The organism is Pseudoalteromonas phenolica (assembly GCF_044788725.1).
Lineage (GTDB): Bacteria > Pseudomonadota > Gammaproteobacteria > Enterobacterales > Alteromonadaceae > Pseudoalteromonas > Pseudoalteromonas phenolica_C.
In genome coordinates, this window is sequence record NZ_CP173161.1 from 3,073,508 (window position 1) to 3,092,211 (window position 18,704).

Annotated in this window: 19 protein-coding genes; 5 read left to right on the forward strand and 14 right to left on the reverse strand. The window is 42.3% G+C overall.

Annotated features, from left to right (window positions below; translation table 11 throughout):
* Window positions 1–55 precede the first annotated feature (55 nt).
* On the forward strand, window positions 56–949 hold the full coding sequence (locus ACH784_RS13970; RefSeq protein ID WP_404391168.1) for a LysR family transcriptional regulator: 894 nt from the start codon (window positions 56–58) through the stop codon (window positions 947–949).
* Window positions 950–1,029: 80 nt separating this feature from the next.
* On the opposite strand, the gene ubiA is transcribed toward ACH784_RS13970, so the two are convergent.
* Both ubiA and ACH784_RS13980 read right to left on the reverse strand, forming a co-directional pair.
* Complete coding sequence (ubiA, locus tag ACH784_RS13975; protein ID WP_404391170.1) at window positions 1,030–1,899, reverse strand: 4-hydroxybenzoate octaprenyltransferase; 870 nt, start codon at window positions 1,897–1,899, stop codon at window positions 1,030–1,032.
* Window positions 1,889–2,413: a chorismate--pyruvate lyase family protein gene (locus ACH784_RS13980; RefSeq protein ID WP_404391172.1), complete on the reverse strand. Its 525-nt coding sequence runs from the start codon at window positions 2,411–2,413 to the stop codon at window positions 1,889–1,891. Before ACH784_RS13980 ends, ubiA begins: the two co-directional genes overlap by 11 nt.
* Window positions 2,414–2,661: 248 nt before the next feature.
* On the opposite strand from ACH784_RS13980, the gene ACH784_RS13985 reads away from it, so the two are divergent.
* Window positions 2,662–3,057 carry a flagellar basal body-associated protein FliL gene (locus ACH784_RS13985; RefSeq protein ID WP_404391174.1) on the forward strand — a complete coding sequence of 132 codons (396 nt, stop codon included), beginning with the start codon at window positions 2,662–2,664 and terminating at the stop codon, window positions 3,055–3,057.
* Here ACH784_RS13985 and glpG read toward each other — a convergent pair.
* The 6 genes from glpG to ACH784_RS14015 form a co-directional block, all read right to left on the reverse strand.
* Window positions 3,054–3,875, reverse strand: a complete 822-nt coding sequence (gene glpG / locus ACH784_RS13990; RefSeq protein ID WP_404391176.1) for a rhomboid family intramembrane serine protease GlpG — start codon at window positions 3,873–3,875, stop codon at window positions 3,054–3,056. The two genes, ACH784_RS13985 and glpG, sit on opposite strands and share 4 nt — an antisense overlap.
* Entirely contained in the window at window positions 3,872–4,189 is a 318-nt protein-coding gene (gene glpE, locus ACH784_RS13995) for a thiosulfate sulfurtransferase GlpE (protein ID WP_404391178.1), read from the reverse strand. The genes glpG and glpE overlap by 4 nt, the downstream gene beginning before the upstream one ends.
* A gap of 61 nt (window positions 4,190–4,250) precedes the next feature.
* Window positions 4,251–5,276: an L-threonine 3-dehydrogenase gene (gene tdh / locus ACH784_RS14000; RefSeq protein WP_404391180.1), complete on the reverse strand. Its 1,026-nt coding sequence runs from the start codon at window positions 5,274–5,276 to the stop codon at window positions 4,251–4,253.
* A gap of 90 nt (window positions 5,277–5,366) precedes the next feature.
* A complete protein-coding gene (locus tag ACH784_RS14005; protein WP_404391182.1) occupies window positions 5,367–6,563 on the reverse strand; it encodes a glycine C-acetyltransferase in 1,197 nt (398 codons plus the stop codon).
* 163 nt (window positions 6,564–6,726) lie between these two features.
* On the reverse strand, window positions 6,727–7,275 hold the full coding sequence (gene gmhB, locus ACH784_RS14010; RefSeq protein ID WP_404395274.1) for a D-glycero-beta-D-manno-heptose 1,7-bisphosphate 7-phosphatase: 549 nt from the start codon (window positions 7,273–7,275) through the stop codon (window positions 6,727–6,729).
* A gap of 47 nt (window positions 7,276–7,322) precedes the next feature.
* Window positions 7,323–8,375 (reverse strand): glycosyltransferase family 9 protein, encoded by a 1,053-nt coding sequence (locus ACH784_RS14015; protein ID WP_404391184.1) that lies wholly within the window; start codon window positions 8,373–8,375, stop codon window positions 7,323–7,325.
* A 145-nt stretch (window positions 8,376–8,520) separates the two neighbouring features.
* Here ACH784_RS14015 and ACH784_RS14020 point away from each other — a divergent pair, with 145 nt between their 5' ends.
* The gene (locus ACH784_RS14020; RefSeq protein ID WP_404391186.1) at window positions 8,521–9,243 is read left to right on the forward strand and encodes a 3-deoxy-D-manno-octulosonic acid kinase; all 723 of its coding nucleotides are present in this window, start codon (window positions 8,521–8,523) and stop codon (window positions 9,241–9,243) included.
* Between the two features lie 65 nt (window positions 9,244–9,308).
* Here the strand turns inward: ACH784_RS14020 and hldE are convergent, their stop codons facing one another.
* The 3 genes from hldE to ACH784_RS14035 are packed head-to-tail and all read right to left on the reverse strand — an operon-like array spanning window position 9,309 to window position 12,858.
* A complete protein-coding gene (gene hldE, locus ACH784_RS14025) occupies window positions 9,309–10,751 on the reverse strand; it encodes a bifunctional D-glycero-beta-D-manno-heptose-7-phosphate kinase/D-glycero-beta-D-manno-heptose 1-phosphate adenylyltransferase HldE (protein ID WP_404391188.1) in 1,443 nt (480 codons plus the stop codon).
* A complete protein-coding gene (locus ACH784_RS14030; RefSeq protein ID WP_404391190.1) occupies window positions 10,751–11,353 on the reverse strand; it encodes an SIS domain-containing protein in 603 nt (200 codons plus the stop codon). Before ACH784_RS14030 ends, hldE begins: the two co-directional genes overlap by 1 nt.
* A gap of 53 nt (window positions 11,354–11,406) precedes the next feature.
* Window positions 11,407–12,858: a capsule assembly Wzi family protein gene (locus tag ACH784_RS14035; protein ID WP_404391192.1), complete on the reverse strand. Its 1,452-nt coding sequence runs from the start codon at window positions 12,856–12,858 to the stop codon at window positions 11,407–11,409.
* Between the two features lie 153 nt (window positions 12,859–13,011).
* On the opposite strand from ACH784_RS14035, the gene waaA reads away from it, so the two are divergent.
* Window positions 13,012–14,268, forward strand: coding sequence for a lipid IV(A) 3-deoxy-D-manno-octulosonic acid transferase (gene waaA, locus ACH784_RS14040; RefSeq protein ID WP_404391194.1), 1,257 nt, complete (start codon window positions 13,012–13,014; stop codon window positions 14,266–14,268).
* 18 nt (window positions 14,269–14,286) lie between these two features.
* Window positions 14,287–14,838, forward strand: a complete 552-nt coding sequence (locus ACH784_RS14045; RefSeq protein WP_404391196.1) for a DUF1415 domain-containing protein — start codon at window positions 14,287–14,289, stop codon at window positions 14,836–14,838.
* 57 nt (window positions 14,839–14,895) lie between these two features.
* Here the strand turns inward: ACH784_RS14045 and ACH784_RS14050 are convergent, their stop codons facing one another.
* The 3 genes from ACH784_RS14050 to galK all read right to left on the reverse strand — a co-directional run bounded on the left by ACH784_RS14050 (window position 14,896) and on the right by galK (window position 18,703).
* Complete coding sequence (locus ACH784_RS14050) at window positions 14,896–15,852, reverse strand: aldose epimerase family protein (protein WP_404391198.1); 957 nt, start codon at window positions 15,850–15,852, stop codon at window positions 14,896–14,898.
* 77 nt (window positions 15,853–15,929) lie between these two features.
* Window positions 15,930–17,513 (reverse strand): sodium/sugar symporter, encoded by a 1,584-nt coding sequence (locus tag ACH784_RS14055; protein ID WP_404391200.1) that lies wholly within the window; start codon window positions 17,511–17,513, stop codon window positions 15,930–15,932.
* A gap of 44 nt (window positions 17,514–17,557) precedes the next feature.
* Window positions 17,558–18,703, reverse strand: a complete 1,146-nt coding sequence (gene galK / locus ACH784_RS14060; RefSeq protein WP_404391202.1) for a galactokinase — start codon at window positions 18,701–18,703, stop codon at window positions 17,558–17,560.
* Window position 18,704: the final 1 nt, after the last annotated feature.

Sequence of the window (18,704 nt, forward strand, 5' to 3'; positions counted from 1 at the left end):
GTATTGGGTAAATACACTGTTCTATACGAACCGTTGAAATTAAAAGGAATTTCAAATGAGATTTGAACAACTCGAGCAATTTGTTGCTCTAGGCAATTTAAGACATTTTCGCCAAGCAGCTGAAAAGACTAATATTAGCACTTCAGCCCTGACCCGTAGCATTCAAACCCTTGAAGAAGAAATAGGTTGTGAGCTAGTTAAGCGCTCTACACGCTCTGTCCGTTTAACCGAACAAGGCGAGCTTTTTTTATCTTACTGCAAAACCACCCTTAATGAACTTGAGAATGCCAAAAAGAGCATCAAACAAAGCCTGTTTGGTAATGACCAAGAAAAGTTAGTTATTGGCTATACACAGCAAATGAGCAGCGTTGTGCCAGTCGTCTGCGGCCAGTTTTTAGCTCACCACTCAAGTGTTAAAGTTGAGATGCAGATGCTTGATGAATCTGATCTGATGAATAAGCTTCAATTAGGTGAGATCGACATCAGTGTGTGTATGCACTCAGCTGAACTGGCAAGTTCAGATATTTATATTCCTGATCAGCTAATCATGTTTGTTGCAAAGACACATCCTTTATTAATGAACGATTCTGTTACTAAACAAGATTTGGTTAAATACCCTATGTTTGGCTGTCTTTCTCAATCAAGACAAGTTCAACACATGGTGAATGAAACCGCTGACAGTTTCAATAAAGCAACCTCTATGCGAGTAGGCAATATAAATGAGGTGCTTAGTAACATCAAAAATAGCGATCTTTTTGCTATTGCAGGTATTGAACATTCAAAGCTGGTCGCTCAAGACTCTGATGTTGTTATGATTAAAACTAATAAAGATCTTCCAACAGAGCAGGTTTTAGTAAGGACTAACCATACGCTCAGCGAAGATGCCAATATTAAAGAATTAGTTAATCTTATTGAAAAGTTTGAATACAAACAAAGCATTAGTGCTTAAACGTTCAATCATTTAATAAAGTTAAAAAAAACCTGCGCTTAGCAGGTTTTTTTGTCCCTTGAAAATCATACTCAATCAATTCATACCGTGGACAGAGCCAAACCTAAAAATATCAACATGCCCACATAGTGATTATTTAAAAATGCTTTGAAGCACTCTTCTCGCCTTCTTAATTGAATAAGCTTTTGTTGATAAACCAGTAAGCAAGAGGCTAAAGCAAGTCCAATAAAAGCGTATAAAGTGACATTTTGTGCACTAAAAATTAAAGCCATTATTATCACGAACGTCACATTCAATAACGCGATTATCAGTCTATCCAACTCTCCGAGTAAGACTGCAGTAGATTTTACACCTAGCTTTAAGTCATCATCTCTATCTACCATGGCATACATGGTGTCATAAGCCACAGTCCAAATTAAGTTAGCAGCAAACAACCACCAAGCAATCGCGGGCACGTGTTGCTGAGAGGCCATAAATGCCATAGGAATAGCCCAACTAAATGCAGCACCTAACACCACTTGTGGTAAATGCGTATAACGCTTCATAAACGGATAGCAAGCAGCCAATGCAAGTGCACCAAACGACAAAATGATAGTCTGCCAATTCAAGGCCAGCACCAATAGAAATGCAATAACAATTAATAACGTAAACAAACTTAACGCTTCACCTGCCGACACTTTCCCCACAGCCAAAGGGCGACCTGAAGTGCGTTTAACAGCTCCATCTATTTTTCTATCCGCAAAGTCATTAATAACACACCCTGCACTGCGCATCACAAACACACCCAGTGAAAATATAATTAACAAGTCCCAGCTTGGTAGACCATCATTGGCTAACCATAAGGCCCAGTATGTAGGCCACAATAAAAGCAAGGTACCAATTGGTTTGTCAGTGCGCATTAATTGCTTATAAGCATCAATATTTTGCCACTTTAAGGCTTCAAGCTGCATCTAATACCTCAGGTAAAAATACTTCACACACCATCACATGGGCATCTGATTGAGAAAAAATACGTCTTCTGGCAAAAATGGGCATGCGAGTAATGTCATTCCGATTTAAGAGTTGAGCCAATTCCTCTCGAGATTCTACTTCTGCCATTTCTAAATCTGAGCGCTGCCAAAGTTCATTTTGAAATAACACCTCGCCTAACGGTGTCTCTCCCAACTGCTCAACACCTTTCTCACAGGCAGGGATGGAAATCCAGCTTTGAGCATACACTTGCACAACATCATCACAATATAATAAGACTTCTCGGCAAATGTAATCATGCACATTGCCATCACATAATTTAGCTTTGATTGGTTGTTCATTCAGCACCACGACCTTGAAGTCAGTGCTTTTTTGTTTTAAACGCGCTGTAAGAGACCCTGTATCACTTAAAACAGGTCTCAGAGCAGCAGGCACATCAAGTTCAGAGAGTGAACTTTGCCATGAAAAATCGATTGAAAGAGGATGCTTTAACAAAATAATATCTTACCCAGATTACAACCGACACATCATAACATTGCTCAGTTCGGCAACAAAGTTCAGGAGACCCTTTTTACATTGCTGGATTTTAAGTTATGTTTAATTACAAAATATCAGCAATACAGATTGGTATTTATAGGAGGTTTTCTATACTTGTTAAAACAATGAAACAGAGTATATATTTGCAAAAAATACAGTTACAATCGCTTTAAAAGACAGTTTTAATAACAGGAACTTCGCTCACTATGAAGATGATCTCAGGCTTATTCGCTTTACTTCTACTTACATTAAGTAGCACTTCAGTGCGCGCGGAAGGTAATGTAGGTTACTTTGGTTTTGAGCCAGACATCATCACCAACTACATAGGTCAGTCTAACAAGAAGTTGGGCTATATTCGTGTCACCGTGGATTTAATGCTGACGGACGTAAAAAACATCGCCATTGTAGAGCATCACACGCCACTGCTTCGAGATGCCATTGTGCAGATCTTAAGTAAAGAGCCTGAAGAGACAATAAAATCACTGACTGGCCGTGAAGAAATTCGCCAGCGCTGCGCTGAAAAATTAAAGAAGCTACTTAAGGATGAAACCGGCGAAGAAATTATCCGTGAAGTATTATTTACTAAATATCTTTATCACTAACTGTTATTTGCCTTTGGCAGTTGTAATGCAGCAATTGCCATTCCGCATAATAATCCAAATAAATGCGCCCAGTTCGCCATACTAATAAACAATACATCAGCAAACCCTAATATCATCCACACCAGCATAAAACCGACGATTGGTTTAGTAATTAACTGCTTTTCTTCGGGCAGTTTAGTGCTGTAAATCCACGCAAAACCAAGTAAGGCATAGACCACCCCACTTAAGCCACCAAAGCGGTTATCGACTAATAAATACTGCGCCCAATTACTCACTAATGCAGAAACAAAAAACAGCAAGAATAAGCTCGAACTGCCTGCTTGCTTGACGATTTTATTGCCTAAATACAACCACCAGCTCAGGTTAAAAATAAGATGTAATGCACCAAAATGAATTATGGCTGGCGTCAACCAAGATAAAGGCTCGGCTGGATTAAACAGTAATTTATCTAACCAAGATTGTGGGTTTTGTACCAAGAAGAAACTGGCAAAAACCGAGATACAAACAATAAAGGTGAGTTTTAAAAACCAGTGCAACCCGACAAACCGCTTCGCAAGATTTAAATCTTTACCCATGTAGTTAAACTTTACTTGGGTATCACCTGTTTGCCATGACGCCGCTAAATAGCGCTCATGGTAAGGGTTACTTAAAAACTCTTGCCACAGAAGCGTTGCACGTTCTGCATCGTGCTCTGACACCCACACTTGTGCAGTGCGGTTGTCTAAATAGGTCAACTTAACCTTAATACCCTGACTCTTAAAATAGTCAGCTGCGCCTTGCAAGGCTCTAGGCTCTGAGTGTTGACCTAATAAAATCATTGGCTCACAGACTCTGGTTGCTCAAGCGCCCACTGCGTAAACCCGCCGTCCATGCTATACACGTCTTCAAAACCTTGCTCGATAAGATAATTAGCAGCGCCTTGCGAACTCACACCATGATAGCAAACCACAACGATTGGTTGCTCATAGTCTTTTTCAACCATAAATTGGCCGATGTTTGCATTTGATAAATGAATGGCGCCGGGCATGTGGCCAGCAGCGAAGGCATTTGGATCACGAATATCGGCAATAACGACATCATCGCGCTGCATAAGCTCTTTAGTTTGTGCAACTGAAATATGTTTAAACGGCATAAATTACTTCTCAAAAAACAAAAAGGCGACATTTGCCGCCTTTAAAACAAATGGAACTTCATTAGTCCCAGTTTAAGATCACTTTACCTGATTGACCAGAGATCATGGTATCGAAACCAGTTTGGAACTCATCAATATGGAACTGGTGTGTGATGATAGGGTCAAGATTTAAACCAGACTGGATAAGGCTTGCCATCTTGTACCAAGTTTCAAACATCTCACGACCATAAATACCTTTGATCACTAAGCCTTTGAAAATAACTTGATTCCAATCAACCGCCATATCCGATGGTGGAATACCTAACATGGCAATCTTACCGCCGTGGTTCATGTTGTTTAACATTGAGTTAAACGCCACTGGCACACCTGACATTTCAAGACCGATGTCAAAGCCTTCTGTCATACCAAGCTCTTTCATAACGTCTTCAAGCTTTTCTTCTGCCACGTTAACGGCACGTGTTGCGCCCATTTTACGTGCAAGCTCTAGGCGGTATTCGTTCACATCAGTAATTACTACATGACGTGCACCTACGTGCTTCGCCACAGCTGCAGCCATAATACCAATCGGGCCCGCACCTGTGATCAACACATCTTCACCCACAAGATCGAATGACAGCGCTGTGTGTACCGCATTACCAAATGGGTCAAAGATTGAAGCCAGTTCGTCAGAAATGTTATCTGGGATCTTAAATGCATTGTAAGCAGGAATAACTAGGTACTCAGCAAATGAACCTTCGCGGTTGACACCCACACCAATGGTGTTACGACATAAATGTACGCGGCCTGCACGACAGTTACGACAATGGCCGCAAGTAATATGGCCTTCACCAGATACACGGTCGCCAAGCTCAAAACCACGTACCTCTTGGCCCATACCAACCACTTCACCCACATATTCATGACCCACAACCATAGGGGTAGGAATGGTGTTTTGCGCCCACTCATCCCACTTATAGATGTGTACGTCTGTGCCACAAATCGCGGTTTTACGAATTTTGATTAGTAAGTCATTGTGCCCAACCTCTGGTTTTGGTGCATCTGTCATCCAAATCCCAGGTTCAGCTTTTAATTTCGATAATGCTTTCATTGTTACGTCCCAAGCAAAAAACAATTCGCCAGATCATACTTATGATTTGGCGAATTTCAGTATTAATAAGCGTAATGCTATTTAATAAATTTAGATGATACCTAGCTCTTTACCAATACGGGTAAAGGCATCAATTGCTTTATCTAGCTGCGCTCTTGTATGCGCCGCTGAAATTTGCGTACGAATACGAGCTTGGCCTTTTGGTACAACAGGGAATGAGAAGCCTGTTACATAAATACCTTCAGCTAATAACTTGTCAGCCATCGCTGCAGCCACTTTGGCATCACCAAGCATTACAGGGATAATTGCGTGATCTTTACCTGCACAAGTGAAACCTGCAGCTTCCATGTTCTCACGGAAGTAAGCTGCATTTTCCCAAAGTTGATCTCGCAATGCTTTACCATCTTTAAGCATATCAAGTACTGCAATTGATGCAGTTACGATTGAAGGCGCTAAAGAGTTTGAGAATAAATAAGGACGTGAGCGCTGACGTAGCCAATCAATCACTTCTTTCTTACCAGAAGTGTAACCACCTGACGCACCACCTAGTGCTTTACCTAAAGTACCTGTGATGATATCAACACGGTCAATTACATTGCAGTATTCGTGTGTACCACGACCATTTTCACCCACAAAGCCAACAGCGTGAGAGTCATCAACCATCACAAGTGCATCGTACTTATCAGCTAAATCACATACAGCTTCTAAGTTACAGATAACGCCGTCCATTGAGAACACGCCATCAGTTGCGATTAGTTTTGTTTTCGCGCCCGCTTCAGTTGCAGCAATGAGCTGCTCTTCAAGTGCAGCCATGTCGTTGTTTGCGTAGCGGAAACGCTTCGCTTTACATAAGCGCACACCATCAATGATTGACGCGTGGTTTAATGAGTCAGAGATAATTGCATCTTCTGGGCCTAAAATTGTTTCGAATAAACCCGCGTTGGCATCAAAACAAGAAGAATAAAGAATAGTATCTTCAGTTTGTAAAAACTCGCTGATTTTTGCTTCAAGCGTTTTATGGATATCTTGTGTACCACAAATAAAACGTACTGACGCTACACCAAAGCCATGGGCATCTAAGCCTGACTTAGCGGCTTCAATTAAGCTTGGGTGATTCGCTAAACCTAGGTAGTTATTTGCACAGAAGTTAATTACTGAGTCACCACTTGCTACTGCAATTTCAGCCTGCTGAGAAGACGTGATAATACGCTCGCTTTTGTATAAGCCTTCTGCTTTTACTTGCTCAAGCTGCTCTTGTAGTTGACTATAAAATGCCGATGCTCTCATGTAGAGTCTCCAATAAATTGCACGGTGTGCCTGTTTTCACACAGTTTTTGTTGTCTGTTCATTGCGCCTAACTATCGCAATAATTTTAAACAGGCGTATTGTAAGGGCTACGCACTATAAATGCACGGAGCCATTGTTCAAAAATTGAGGCGAATGTAAATGTTTATGAGACAAATGCAACCGTTTCTTTAATAGAAACACAGACTTGATCAGCTTCTGCTGCATCTTGCTCTGAAAAAGCTTGCCCTGAGTTGACTAAAATAGCCGTTTTAATACCCGCAGCACGAGCTGCTTGCACATCTGATACTTTATCGCCGATCATCACGCTTTGTGACACATCAATATCAAATGCATCAATACCTTGCTGCAACATGCCGGGGTGTGGCTTACGACAATCACAGTCTCGCAGATATTCAGGTAACGCATTTTTAGGGTGATGCGGACAAAAATACACCGCAGATACTGGGCATTGCTGCTGCGCAAATTGTGCTTTCATCCATTCGGTCAGCCGCATAAATTGTGCTTCATCATAATAACCGCGGCCAATGCCCGATTGATTGGTCACCACAATTAAAATATAACCTTTAGCGATAAAATCACGACAAGCGTCGAATACCCCATCGATAAATTCAAAATCTTCAATTTTATGCACATAAGCGTGATCGTGATTGATCACCCCATCTCTATCGAGAAAAACGGCTTTTTGTTTCATTGTCATGATGATTGCTAATTCGTTTAGTTTTAAAAAATAAAAGGCTGTTAAATAAGGTGTTGCTCTTTGCAAACTAGGTCAAACATAGCTTGTACATCTGCCACGCTAATTTGCGACATCAAGGTTTTGCCTTTAACACGCGTCCCCCAAGGTAACTGCTCGGCACTTTTCTTAAACTGTGCTTGAAGGTTTTTATGATATACCTCAACCACATAATCTTGATAAAGATATGGGCCTGTGCGAGCAGGATTTGAATGAGCATATAAACCAATTACAGGCGTACCCATAGTAACCGCCATGTGCGCAGGACCAGTGTCTGGTGCTATGACCAATTTAGCTTGCTCTAAAACACACACAAGTTGCTTCAAAGTGGTTTTGCCAACTAGGTTCAACACTTCAAAATCTAAATAAGAGATAATGTCTGCTGCAAGTTGGCGCTCCATATCTGTAGGACCACCAGTGATCACCACATTAAACCCTTTTTGTTTTGCATATTTGGCAATTTCGGCATAACGCTCTGGCAACCAGTTTCGCTCCGCTTTACTTGCAGCGGGGGAGATAACGAAGACATTTTCAAGCCCAGATAGTAACTCAGCGGCAACATTCTTATCGTCATCACTTACTGGCATTTGCCAGGTTGGCTCGTAATGCGGCACACCAATGGCTTTAGCAAACCCCCTAAAACCCTCGAGTACGTGCGCTGATTTTTCAGCAGCAATACGCTTATTAGTAAATAAGAAGTGCCCTTCTTTCGCACGGTGCCAATCAAAGCCCACTTTGACTTTGGCAGGAATGCAACGAGCCGCAAAGTTTGCGCGAAGCGCCACTTGCATGTGCAGTAGCACATCAAACTGACGACCTTTAAAGGTCTCTTTTAACTGTTTAAATGCCGCTTTACCTTGTTTTTTATCGAAAATAACAAACTCAACTCCTGGCATATCTTGTAATAACATGGCTTCGATTTTGCCCACCACCCAAGTGATTTTCGCCTCTGGGTAATGACGCTGAATAGCCTGTACGGCCGACACGGCATGACACACATCACCAATCGCCGACAAACGTAAAATACAAATATCTTTAGGAGTTGAAGATAAAACCACAACAGTCTCTTATGCTTGTAAAAATAGTTGGCAGCAGTTTAACTTAATTTATTATCTAGCCCAACTTGTTAAAGCAAACGCCCTCACATCTCGAATCCCGATCCCTTTTAAGTATATACTTAGCAAAAAACTGATTTAGAACTTTATGCGCGTCATTCATTCCTCTGCCAACACCAGTATCCTATTGCCCGATAACTCACCTTTACCCGTTGAAGAAAACTGGTTCGAGCCTAGCTATTGGCAACAACAAAACAAAGTCGTGGGTGAAAAAAAAGGCCGTGCTAAAACCTACTTTTTGAACCTAGGTGAGCAAATCGGTGTGTTGCGCCACTATTGGCGTGGCGGCTTAGTGGGTAAGGTTTTATCAGATCAATATCTATTTAGCCGATTAGAAAGCACCCGTACCTATCAAGAGTTTCAACTTCTAACACAACTAGAAGAATTAGGCTTGCCGGTATCCAAACCGATTGCCGCAAAAGTGCAGCGCAGCGGGCTTATTTACCGTGGCGATCTGATCACAGAAGCCGTTACTGGCGCACAAAGTGTGCTCGACAAACTAAAACAAGCCCCACTGACTGAAAGTGAGTGGCAAGCAACCGCAGAAACCTTAGCGCGCTTTCACAACACCGGTGTGTTTCACGCTGACTTAAATATCAATAACATCTTGTTTGACGAGCAAGGCAAGGTTTTTCTAATCGACTTTGATAGAGGCGAAATCCGCAAGCCCTCTCAACAAACGGTTGAAAATAATATGGCGCGTCTTAAACGTTCTTTTATAAAAGAATTAAACCGAAATACTGAGTTTTATTGGCGAGAAAGCGAGTGGGATGAGTTTTATGCGTTATATCGTTCATTTCTGAAAATCTGAAGTAAGTTTTAAAACGAAAAAACCCAAGCGCAAGCTTGGGCTTCTTCTAAAAAACTCTCAATAAATTAATTACTTTGAATTTTCTTAATCACATTCGAAGTTGAGCAGCCATTTACAAATTCAAGCACTTCAACAGTACCGCCATTTGCTAGGACAAAATCAGCACCTGCGATTTCTTCAACTTTGTAATCACCGCCTTTGACTAATACATCAGGTTTTACTTGCTCAATAAGCTTAGCTGGTGTGTCGTTTTCTTCTACCGCACCAAATGAGATCACCCAATCAACTGACGCAAGTGCACCAATTACGGTAGCACGTTCATCTAAAGGATTAATTGGCCGCTCAGGGCCTTTTAAACGACTGATTGAAGCATCGTTATTTAAACCAACAACCAGCTTGTCACCTCGCGCTTTAGCCTGCGCCAAATAACGTACGTGACCCGCGTGTAAAATATCAAAACAGCCATTCGTGAAGACAATTTTCTCGCCGCGCTGACGAGCAAGCTCAATATGATGCAAGATTTCTTGCGTCGGTGCTTGGTATTGCTCACCACTTTCACGTAGGTATTGCGTCAGCTTTGCAGATAGCTCTTCAGGTGACACTGTCGCAGCACCCAATTTCGCAACCACTAACCCCGCCGCCACATTGGCAATTTCAACCGCTTGTTTGGCTGGCATGCCTGTACCAAGCATCACAGCTAACGTTGCAATAACCGTATCGCCTGCACCAGTAACATCCGAGACTTCTAATACTTGCGCCGCAAAATCATGTTTCTCACTAGGTGTGATCAACGACATGCCCTGCTCAGAGCGAGTCAGTAACATGGCACCAATGCCGCAATCGGCAATAATTTTACGCGAACAATCAGCAAGTACTTGCTCGTCGCCTTTAATGCCACCTGCTGCGGTGTACTCATTAAGATTCGGAGTAATAAAATCTGCACCACGGTAATCGGCAAGCTGTTTAGATTTAGGGTCGACTAAAACGGTTTTGCCAGCCGCTTTTGCCACTTTAATCATCTCGCCGATTTTAGCTAATGACCCCTTGTTGTAGTCAGAGAAAACTACCACATCGAAGTCATCGACAATCTCAGTGAGTTTTTGCAACAATAACTCAGAATGTGCCTCGAGGAAGGTTTCTTCTAAATCAAGACGCACAACTTGCTGATGACGGCTAATCACACGCATTTTAGCGATAGTTGGCGCATCATCCTGAGTAATAAGCTGAGAGTTAATTTTCTCGTTTTTTAGTAACGTTTGCAGTGAGCTGCCGTTATCATCATTACCAATAATACCCAATAGGCTAACTTGACCATCTAAGTACGCGATGTTTTTGGCAACGTTGGCTGCACCACCGGCTTTATCTTCGAGTTTGCTAACTTTAACAACGGGCACTGGCGCTTCTGGTGAAATACGGCCAGTATCACCATGCCAGTATCTGTCGAGCATCACATCACCAACGACCAGAATTTTAGCTTGTGATAACTTTTGAAAATAACTTAAATCCATTATTCGCCTTTCTCAATCGCTAGATCAATGGCTTCACATAACCAGTGACCAATAAACATATGTGCTTCTTGTATACGAGCCGTTTCATCATTGGCAATGATAATTGGTAGGTTAGCAATATCTTTTACTAAGCCACCTTCACGGCCTGTTAGCGCTACCGTGTATGCGCCAATCTCATTTGCAGCTTGCAGCGCTAAGTTAATGTTTGGACTTGTACCCGAAGTTGTTAAACCGATCACCACATCTTCAGGTTTACATAATGCTTGGATCTGGCGCTCAAAAACCGTGTCGAAGTGATAGTCGTTTGAGTGCGCGGTTAAAATAGAGGTATCTGTTGTTAACGCAATCGACGCTAAAGGACCACGCTCTAATTTATAACGTACAACAAATTCAGCCGCTAAATGCTGTGCATCAGCAGCGCTACCGCCATTACCACACCAAATTACTTTACCACCAGACTTTAGCGCTTTTTGACAAGCGACTAAAAGCTGCATCGCTTCACTTTGGTATTTATCTACTGTTGCAAACAGCGCTCTGTGGCGCTCAAGGCTTGCTAAAAAACTATTTTCAAGCATGTTATCTTTTTTAATATCTTGCGACATGTGCGTTCCTACTTTTCCCGCTGTTGTCAAAAATCGATTGTCTTGCTACTGGTCTACCAGTATACATTGACCGCTAACCAAGTATAGTTTTCACCAAATACATCTTTACCTAAGGTGAGTGTGGTTTCCAGGCGCTTTTCGTCATAGGCTCGGTTATTAATTATCTGTAGTTCATGTGAAGTTTCATACTTACCACCTAGCTCGCCTAACTCATTTAAATATTCACTGGTATTATCTATCATCGAAAACTTTAAAGACCATAGTTCTGATGGGCTTGAAAAGTAAGTCGTCTCTAATGTATGAATTTGTGACGGTGCACCATCATCAAAGTTGCTTCTATCCGAAGCAAAGTGACCCACTACAGCACCATTGATGGTATTTCCTTTGGTTTCGTAAATTTCATTTACGTACCATAAACTATGCATATTGGTATATTCATAGCGAAAGGTTGCATTTTCTAACAGCGAAGGAACAAATACACCAAAACTGGCAGCTGTATTACCTACCTGGTAGTTCTTATGATTTTTAGTATCTTCACCACCATATTCAAAAGACCATTCAATCGGTGTAAGCCAATGACTTCTGTAGGTACTGGTTAATGTAGCCCATTGATCGCCTAACTCAGTATCTCGGCTGCCTGTTAAGCCAGAGTTATCATTCCCCGCGGGATCAAAATACGCTTTAAAAACATCTTTCATTGATACCTTTCTTGGCCCACCACCGAATTGCATCATGCGGTTCACGCCAATTTTCCAACCATCAATAGGCTCAATCGATAAATGCGTACCAGCAAGTTTTGGCGTACCACTGTGCAAAGTACCTTGATACAAAATGCCATTTTCAACATGCTCTAATTTTGAATAGAAAAGCTCAAAATCGAAATTCCACCAATTCTTTAACGGCGCGTTTAACCCCAGTGAAACAGATAAAGGGGCTTGAGCATTGTTAGAGTAAACTTGCGCAAATGTTTTAAACGGCGAGAACCAATGCTCTTTGTAACCTAAATTCAGCTGTAAATTATCACCACCTAACGCATAGAAGCTGTTATAAGCTACAAGCTTACCTTGCTCCACACGATACTCTGCGCCGAGTTGCATTAAACTATGCTCACCACCGCGCCAAATACCATCAAAAGACACTTCTGCATACTCACTTGAGCTGTTACTGCGATCATTAGCCAGCTTTACTTCAGCGCCAGAATCCGCTCTAAGTTTTACGCCCATACGTGTGACGGCATCACGACTCATATAAGGTTGAATACCTGATAAAATCTGCGCGTGAAGGTCTGGATTTGATTGTTTAATTTGTCTGAGAGCAATTTGCACATCATAAATACGGTAAGGCTTCGCCATTGGCGTGCCTGTTGAGATGGCAAACATTCTGTCGATTTGATGCTCTAGCACTGGGTGCTTACCTAATGGTAAATACGCGGTAGGCGCAGCCATCGCTTGACCTGCGATACCCAAAGCTGCAGCAAATAAGGTTGAAAATAGCTTTAACTTCATAATTCAATTCTTCTCTAATGAACTTGCCATAGTAACAAATTCAATAAACAGGAGCACGACCCTAAACTGTTTAAATTTGTTAATTCGTTTTCATCAGAGGTTGAGCGGGTTAAAATGGCGGTTGTTTACTTACTTCAATAATAACGGTTGGTTATGGCGCGCTTTTTATATTCATTGTTTTTATACGCACTCAGCCCTCTCATTGTGTTTTACCTTTATGTAATACGTGGCAAAAAAAATGCGGGCTACCGTGATTTTTTTACCGAGCGATTTGCTTTGGGTTTAAAAAAATTACCTAAGAAAGCGATTGTGTTTCACTGTGCTTCTGTCGGCGAGGTTTTAGCTGCAGCACCGCTTATAAAAGCGTTCAAAGCTGAAAACCCAAACCAAGCGATTATCGTTACTTGCAATACGCCTACAGGTCGCGCACAAATTCAAAATAGCTTACCTGATACGCCCCATTGCTATTTGCCTATCGACTTTTGGGGTGCCAGTAAACGCTTTATAAATACATTAACGCCTGTGCAACTTGTGGTACTAGAAACGGAGCTTTGGCCAAATTTATTTGCCGCAGCTCATGCGAAAAAGATTGCAGTCAATGTTGTTAATGCTCGCCTGTCAGAGAAGTCACTTCAGGGCTATCAAAAAGTACTCCCCCTTGCTAAAGACATCATGAACCATATAACTAATTTAGCGAGTCACAACGAAGAAGATGCTAAGCGCTTCTTACAGCTAGGGCTCAATAAAGATAAAGTCACAATAACAGGCTCAATTAAATTTGATATTAAAGTCGATGAAGAGGCCAAAGCGACTGTCGCTGAATTAAAACAGTGCTTCAATCGCAGCAAAATCTGGGTTGCCGGTTCAACCCACCCCGGTGAACATGAACAAGTTCTCGCAGCCCACCAACAAGTGCTTGAAACTCATCCTGATGCACTACTGATTATTGCACCAAGACACCCGGAGCAATTTGCCAAAGTTGCAGAGCTTCTCAAAGACTCGAACTTGTCGTTTTCTAAGCGCTCAGGAGAGTTTAACCCGAATAGCCAAGCTCTATTGGCTGATACTTTAGGCGAACTTAAATACTTGTTTGGCAGTGCTAACATTGCCTACATTGGCGGCAGTTTAATTGAACGCGGCGGTCACAACCCATTAGAGGCTGCAGCATTTTCAGTAGGCACTTTGGTAGGCCCTCATGTCTATAATTTTGCCCATATTTACCCTGATTTAGGGGCGCACCAAGGCTGTATTACCGTAAATTCTAGTAACGAATTGGCGGACCAAATAAATAGACTTTTCAACAACCCAAGTGATTGTGCAGAACTCGGAACGAACGCCCTTGCCTGCTTGCAAAAAAATCAGGGCGCGATAGCCAAAACCGTTAACTTAATCAGCACACATCTTTCTTAAATTATCGAGCAATATTTTATGACAACTGAACACACCTTAATTACCCAAGCCATGCAAAATTGGGTTAAAAGCGTCATTGTAAAATTCAACTTTTGTCCGTTTGCTCGCAAAGAAGTCGAAGCAAATACCATCACCTATATTGTCTCAGACGACGAAAAACACGAAGACGCGGTGATGACCATGCTTGAACAACTGGCACATTTAGACGCGCATCCAGAAGTAGAAACTACCCTGCTTATTTTTGCTGAAGGGTTTAAAGATTTTGATAGTTACTTAGACTTAGTCGACCTTGCTAACGCACTTCTAGCTGCACAAGGCTATGAAGGTAAATATCAAATCGCTCACTTCCACCCAGACTATGAGTTTGCCGACAGCGAACCGGGCGATGCTGCCAATTACACCAATCGTGCGCCTTACCCAACACTGCACCTTATTCGTGAGGAAAGCATGGCCGAAGCACTGGCAAATTACGACGACCCAGAAAGCATTCCTGAAAATAATATCCGTTTAGCTCGACGCAAAGGCGAAGCATTCTGGCAGCAACTTTTGGCTAACTGCCATAAGTCTTAAACTGCATATATTAGCTTCAGAATATTACTATTGATTGGCTTTTAAAAAGTATCAAAGTCAATCAAGCTCAGTAAAACTCAATATCATAGTGTTTTTATATTGCTGTTCTGGCTGAACTAGAATGCTGTCGAACTGCTCATGATTTAATGCATCAGGGTAATTATGTAGCTCTAAACACACGCCAGAGTACGGCGAAAATGGGGCTGATAGAAATCCCCCAATATAGCATTGCAGGCCATTTTGGTCGCTAAAAACACTCAGTCGTACGCCATTATTTTTTGATACCAGTTGTGCCACTAATCTCATGCCTTGAGGCGCTTTGTGAAACACAAAATAATGATCTAGGTCGCCAGCCTGCTGCAACGATTTGGGCTCGCGAAAATCAAATTTTGAGGCCGCTAGTTTGCTTTCATCGACTTTAATCAATTTTCCGGTTGGAATATTACCCGCATCTTTTTCTAACACTGATTCAGCATCAATACACAGCTCTAGATCTAAAGCTGAGTGCTCCGCCAGGTTAAAGTAAGCATGATTGGTTAAATTAAGCGGTGTGGTTTTATCTGTATCCGCACAAATCTCAATTTCGAGCTTGTTATCTTCAGAAAGGCTATAGGTAACTTGAATATTCACATTGCCGGCAAAGCCATTATCGCCATCAGGTGATGCAAGTTTAAGCGTCACTGATGATTGCGACTGTTCCGCAATATGCCAAAACCGCTTATCAATGCTCTGCGCTCCGCCATGCAAACAATGCTCGCCATCATTTTGAGAATATTGATAAGTGTGCCCATCATAACTAAAACGGCCTCGACCAATTCGGTTTGCAACTCGCCCGCAAATAGCACCGACATAAAATGGGTCATCAACAAACTGACTTTCATCTTGATAGCGCATGAGCATTTCTTTTGACCCATGACATGTCGGGAAAATAATAGAACACAAACGCGCACCAAAGTCAGATACCACAACCTGCATGCCATTGTTATTTTTGAGGGTAATTAAAGTTTGTTTCATGAATTAACGTGTATAAAGAAAACAGTAGGTACTTCACTTAAAAGTGAAATACCTACTGTTTAAAAAAGAAATGACGATTACCACCAAGTAGCGTAGAGAGCGATTAAGATCACCACCACACCCAAAGCGGCCACATTGAATCCCGTTTTAGTTACAAAACTGACATCACTCAGTTGCACGCACTCTGATGTACCTTGAGAGTCACGCTCATGTGCTTTAAACAGCTTTGAGACCACAAAACACAGCAGTAAACACAGCACAAATACTAAACCCACACGGTCCATAAAAGGTAAGCTTGGCATAGCAAACTTCAAACTTAATGAGAACAGCGCAGAGCCAAACGCCGCAGCCAGTGCACCATTGGCGGTAGTGCCTTTGTAGAACATGCCCATCACAAAGATCACCACAATACCCGGAGTAAAGAACCCTGTGAATTCTTGAATGTACTGAAATGCCTGCTCAAATTGGCCTAATAAAGGCTTTGCAACCAAAAGTGCAACGACCAAAGCCAATAAAGCCGTGACGCGCCCAACATTCACATAATGAGATTGGCTTTTTTCAGCATGGAGTTTTTTATAAATATCCATGGTGAAAATAGTCGAAATACTGTTAGTCATCGACGCTAAAGACGACACAATCGCAGCCACTAACGCGGCAAATACCAAGCCTTTTATTCCCACAGGCATAAGCGACATCATTGACGGATAAGCTTTATCTGGTGCGGTTAAATCAGGATATAACACCACAGCAGCAATGCCCGGCAGTACCACAATCAATGGCATCAGTAATTTTAAATACGCCGCAAAGGCAATGCCTTTTTGTGCTTCGTTTAAATCTTTCGCCGCCAATGCGCGCTGAATAATGTATTGATTAAAACCCCAATAACTAAAGTTCATAACCCACATACCACCAATTAATACCGACAGCCCAGGTAAACTCATATAATGTGCGTTATCAGATGACAAGATCATGTCAAAGTGCGTTGGCACTTGTTCGGTTAACACACCAAAACCAGCTAACACACCTTGTCCGTCAGATACCGCATCCAGCGCTAAATAACTTAAGAATAAGCCGCCAAATACCAGTAGGGTGACTTGCAGAATATCGGTAAAGGCCACAGCTTTTAAACCGCCATAAAGCGAATACGCCACCGAAAACACCACTAAAAACATCATGCCATATAAGGCATCAACCCCCGCGACAGTTTCAATCGCAAGACCACCGAGCCATAGCACAGCAGTTAAATTCACAAACACGTAGACGGCCAACCAAAACACCGCCATTGTGGTTTTTACACGGTCATCGTAACGTTGCGCTAAATACTGCGGCATGGTGTAAATTTGCTGTTTTAAGAAAATCGGCAGCATATATTTACCGACTAAAATTAGCGTGATCGCCGCCATCCATTCATAAGATGCAATCGCCAACCCCATGGCATACCCAGATCCCGACATACCTATGATCTGCTCGGCCGAAATATTTGACGCAATCAGTGATGCACCTATCGCCCACCAAGGTAATGCCTTAGAAGCTAAAAAGTAATCTTCGGTATTAGCCCCCTCTTTTTTCTCGCTGCGAGAGATCCATAGCGCAATCGCTAATAAGCCGAGCACATAGACACTAAAAACAGCAATATCTGTGCTGTGTAAACTGATATTCATGATGTTCCTCGTTATTATTTTTCTAATTTCTTGAGTTATATTGACTAAGCTCTAAAAGCCCCCTGCACGGCTGCGCACACATACACGTCGGCTCTTAACCCGGTCTGTTTTTGGTAATCGGCTTTGACGGTCTCAGTGACAGTTTTGACCAAAGCTTTTGGCATCACGGCCACCACGCAACCACCAAAGCCGCCGCCTGTCATTCTCGCGCCACCTTGCTCAGCAATTTGTGATTGTATCAGCGCGACCAAGCAGTCCATTTCAGTTGTGCTGGTAGCAAAATCATCTTTCAATGAGCTATGTGATGCATTCATCAAACGCCCTAATTGGCTTATATCATTGGCTTTAAGTGCATCTAATGCGTCTAAGGTTCGCTGGTTTTCGGTGATCACATGCCTTGCTCTTTTATAGTCCAACTCACTCAAGTTTGCCTGCTCTGACTCTAATTCAGCCAAAGTCACCGCTCTTAGTGCTGGTGCATTAAAGTGTTTGGCCACTCGCTCGCATTGCTCGCGTCTTTGGTTATATTCACTCTCGACGAGGCCGCGTTTGACGTTTGAATTAACAATCACAATGGCTAAGTTGTCTGGAATGGGGGCGTCTTGAAAGGTTAAATCTTGGCAATCGAGTAACATGGCATGATTGCTCGCGCCCATTGCCGAAATGCTCTGATCCATAATCCCGCAGTTGCAGCCAACAAATTCATTCTCGGCTTGTTGCGCGAGCTTAGCCGCTGTAAAACCGTCTATCTGCAACTCAAATAAATCCGAAAACGCTTTGATCAAAGCGACTTGCAAACTGGCCGACGAACTCAACCCCGCACCTTGCGGCACGTTACCTGAGATGACAATGTCAGTACCTTGTAGTGCAATACCTGCTTTTTGCATAACACACACCACCCCAGCAACATAATTTACCCACATCAAATCGGGGTTAAACAAAAGTTCAGTTAACTCGAACTCGCATATTTGATTATCAAGATCATGGGCTAATACCCGTATTGTGTTGTCATCACGCTTTGCGATGGCCACATCAGTGCCAAAGTTAATTGCTGCGGGCAGCACAAACCCTAAATTGTAATCAGTGTGGTCACCTATTAAGTTTACTCTCCCAGGCGCTTGGCTTACTTGCTCAGCTTGATAGCCAAACTGCTTAGCAAAGATGAGTTTAATCATTTCAGTACGGTACATT

Excerpts from the sequence above, each read along its gene's own strand:
- hldE (WP_404391188.1), bottom strand. The coding sequence starts at position 10,751 with ATGGATTTAAGTTATTTTCAAAAGTTATCACAAGCTAAAATTCTGGTC.
- ACH784_RS14030 (WP_404391190.1), bottom strand. The coding sequence starts at position 11,353 with ATGTCGCAAGATATTAAAAAAGATAACATGCTTGAAAATAGTTTTTTA.
- glpG (WP_404391176.1), bottom strand. The coding sequence starts at position 3,875 with ATGATTTTATTAGGTCAACACTCAGAGCCTAGAGCCTTGCAAGGCGCA.
- ACH784_RS14005 (WP_404391182.1), bottom strand. The coding sequence starts at position 6,563 with ATGAGAGCATCGGCATTTTATAGTCAACTACAAGAGCAGCTTGAGCAA.
- gmhB (WP_404395274.1), bottom strand. The coding sequence starts at position 7,275 with ATGAAACAAAAAGCCGTTTTTCTCGATAGAGATGGGGTGATCAATCAC.
- tdh (WP_404391180.1), bottom strand. The coding sequence starts at position 5,276 with ATGAAAGCATTATCGAAATTAAAAGCTGAACCTGGGATTTGGATGACA.
- ACH784_RS14035 (WP_404391192.1), bottom strand. The coding sequence starts at position 12,858 with ATGAAGTTAAAGCTATTTTCAACCTTATTTGCTGCAGCTTTGGGTATC.
- glpE (WP_404391178.1), bottom strand. The coding sequence starts at position 4,189 with ATGCCGTTTAAACATATTTCAGTTGCACAAACTAAAGAGCTTATGCAG.
- galK (WP_404391202.1), bottom strand. The coding sequence starts at position 18,703 with ATGTACCGTACTGAAATGATTAAACTCATCTTTGCTAAGCAGTTTGGC.
- ACH784_RS14050 (WP_404391198.1), bottom strand. The coding sequence starts at position 15,852 with ATGAAACAAACTTTAATTACCCTCAAAAATAACAATGGCATGCAGGTT.
- ACH784_RS14020 (WP_404391186.1), top strand. The coding sequence starts at position 8,521 with ATGCGCGTCATTCATTCCTCTGCCAACACCAGTATCCTATTGCCCGAT.
- ACH784_RS14055 (WP_404391200.1), bottom strand. The coding sequence starts at position 17,513 with ATGAATATCAGTTTACACAGCACAGATATTGCTGTTTTTAGTGTCTAT.
- ACH784_RS13970 (WP_404391168.1), top strand. The coding sequence starts at position 56 with ATGAGATTTGAACAACTCGAGCAATTTGTTGCTCTAGGCAATTTAAGA.
- waaA (WP_404391194.1), top strand. The coding sequence starts at position 13,012 with ATGGCGCGCTTTTTATATTCATTGTTTTTATACGCACTCAGCCCTCTC.
- ubiA (WP_404391170.1), bottom strand. The coding sequence starts at position 1,899 with ATGCAGCTTGAAGCCTTAAAGTGGCAAAATATTGATGCTTATAAGCAA.
- ACH784_RS14045 (WP_404391196.1), top strand. The coding sequence starts at position 14,287 with ATGACAACTGAACACACCTTAATTACCCAAGCCATGCAAAATTGGGTT.
- ACH784_RS13985 (WP_404391174.1), top strand. The coding sequence starts at position 2,662 with ATGAAGATGATCTCAGGCTTATTCGCTTTACTTCTACTTACATTAAGT.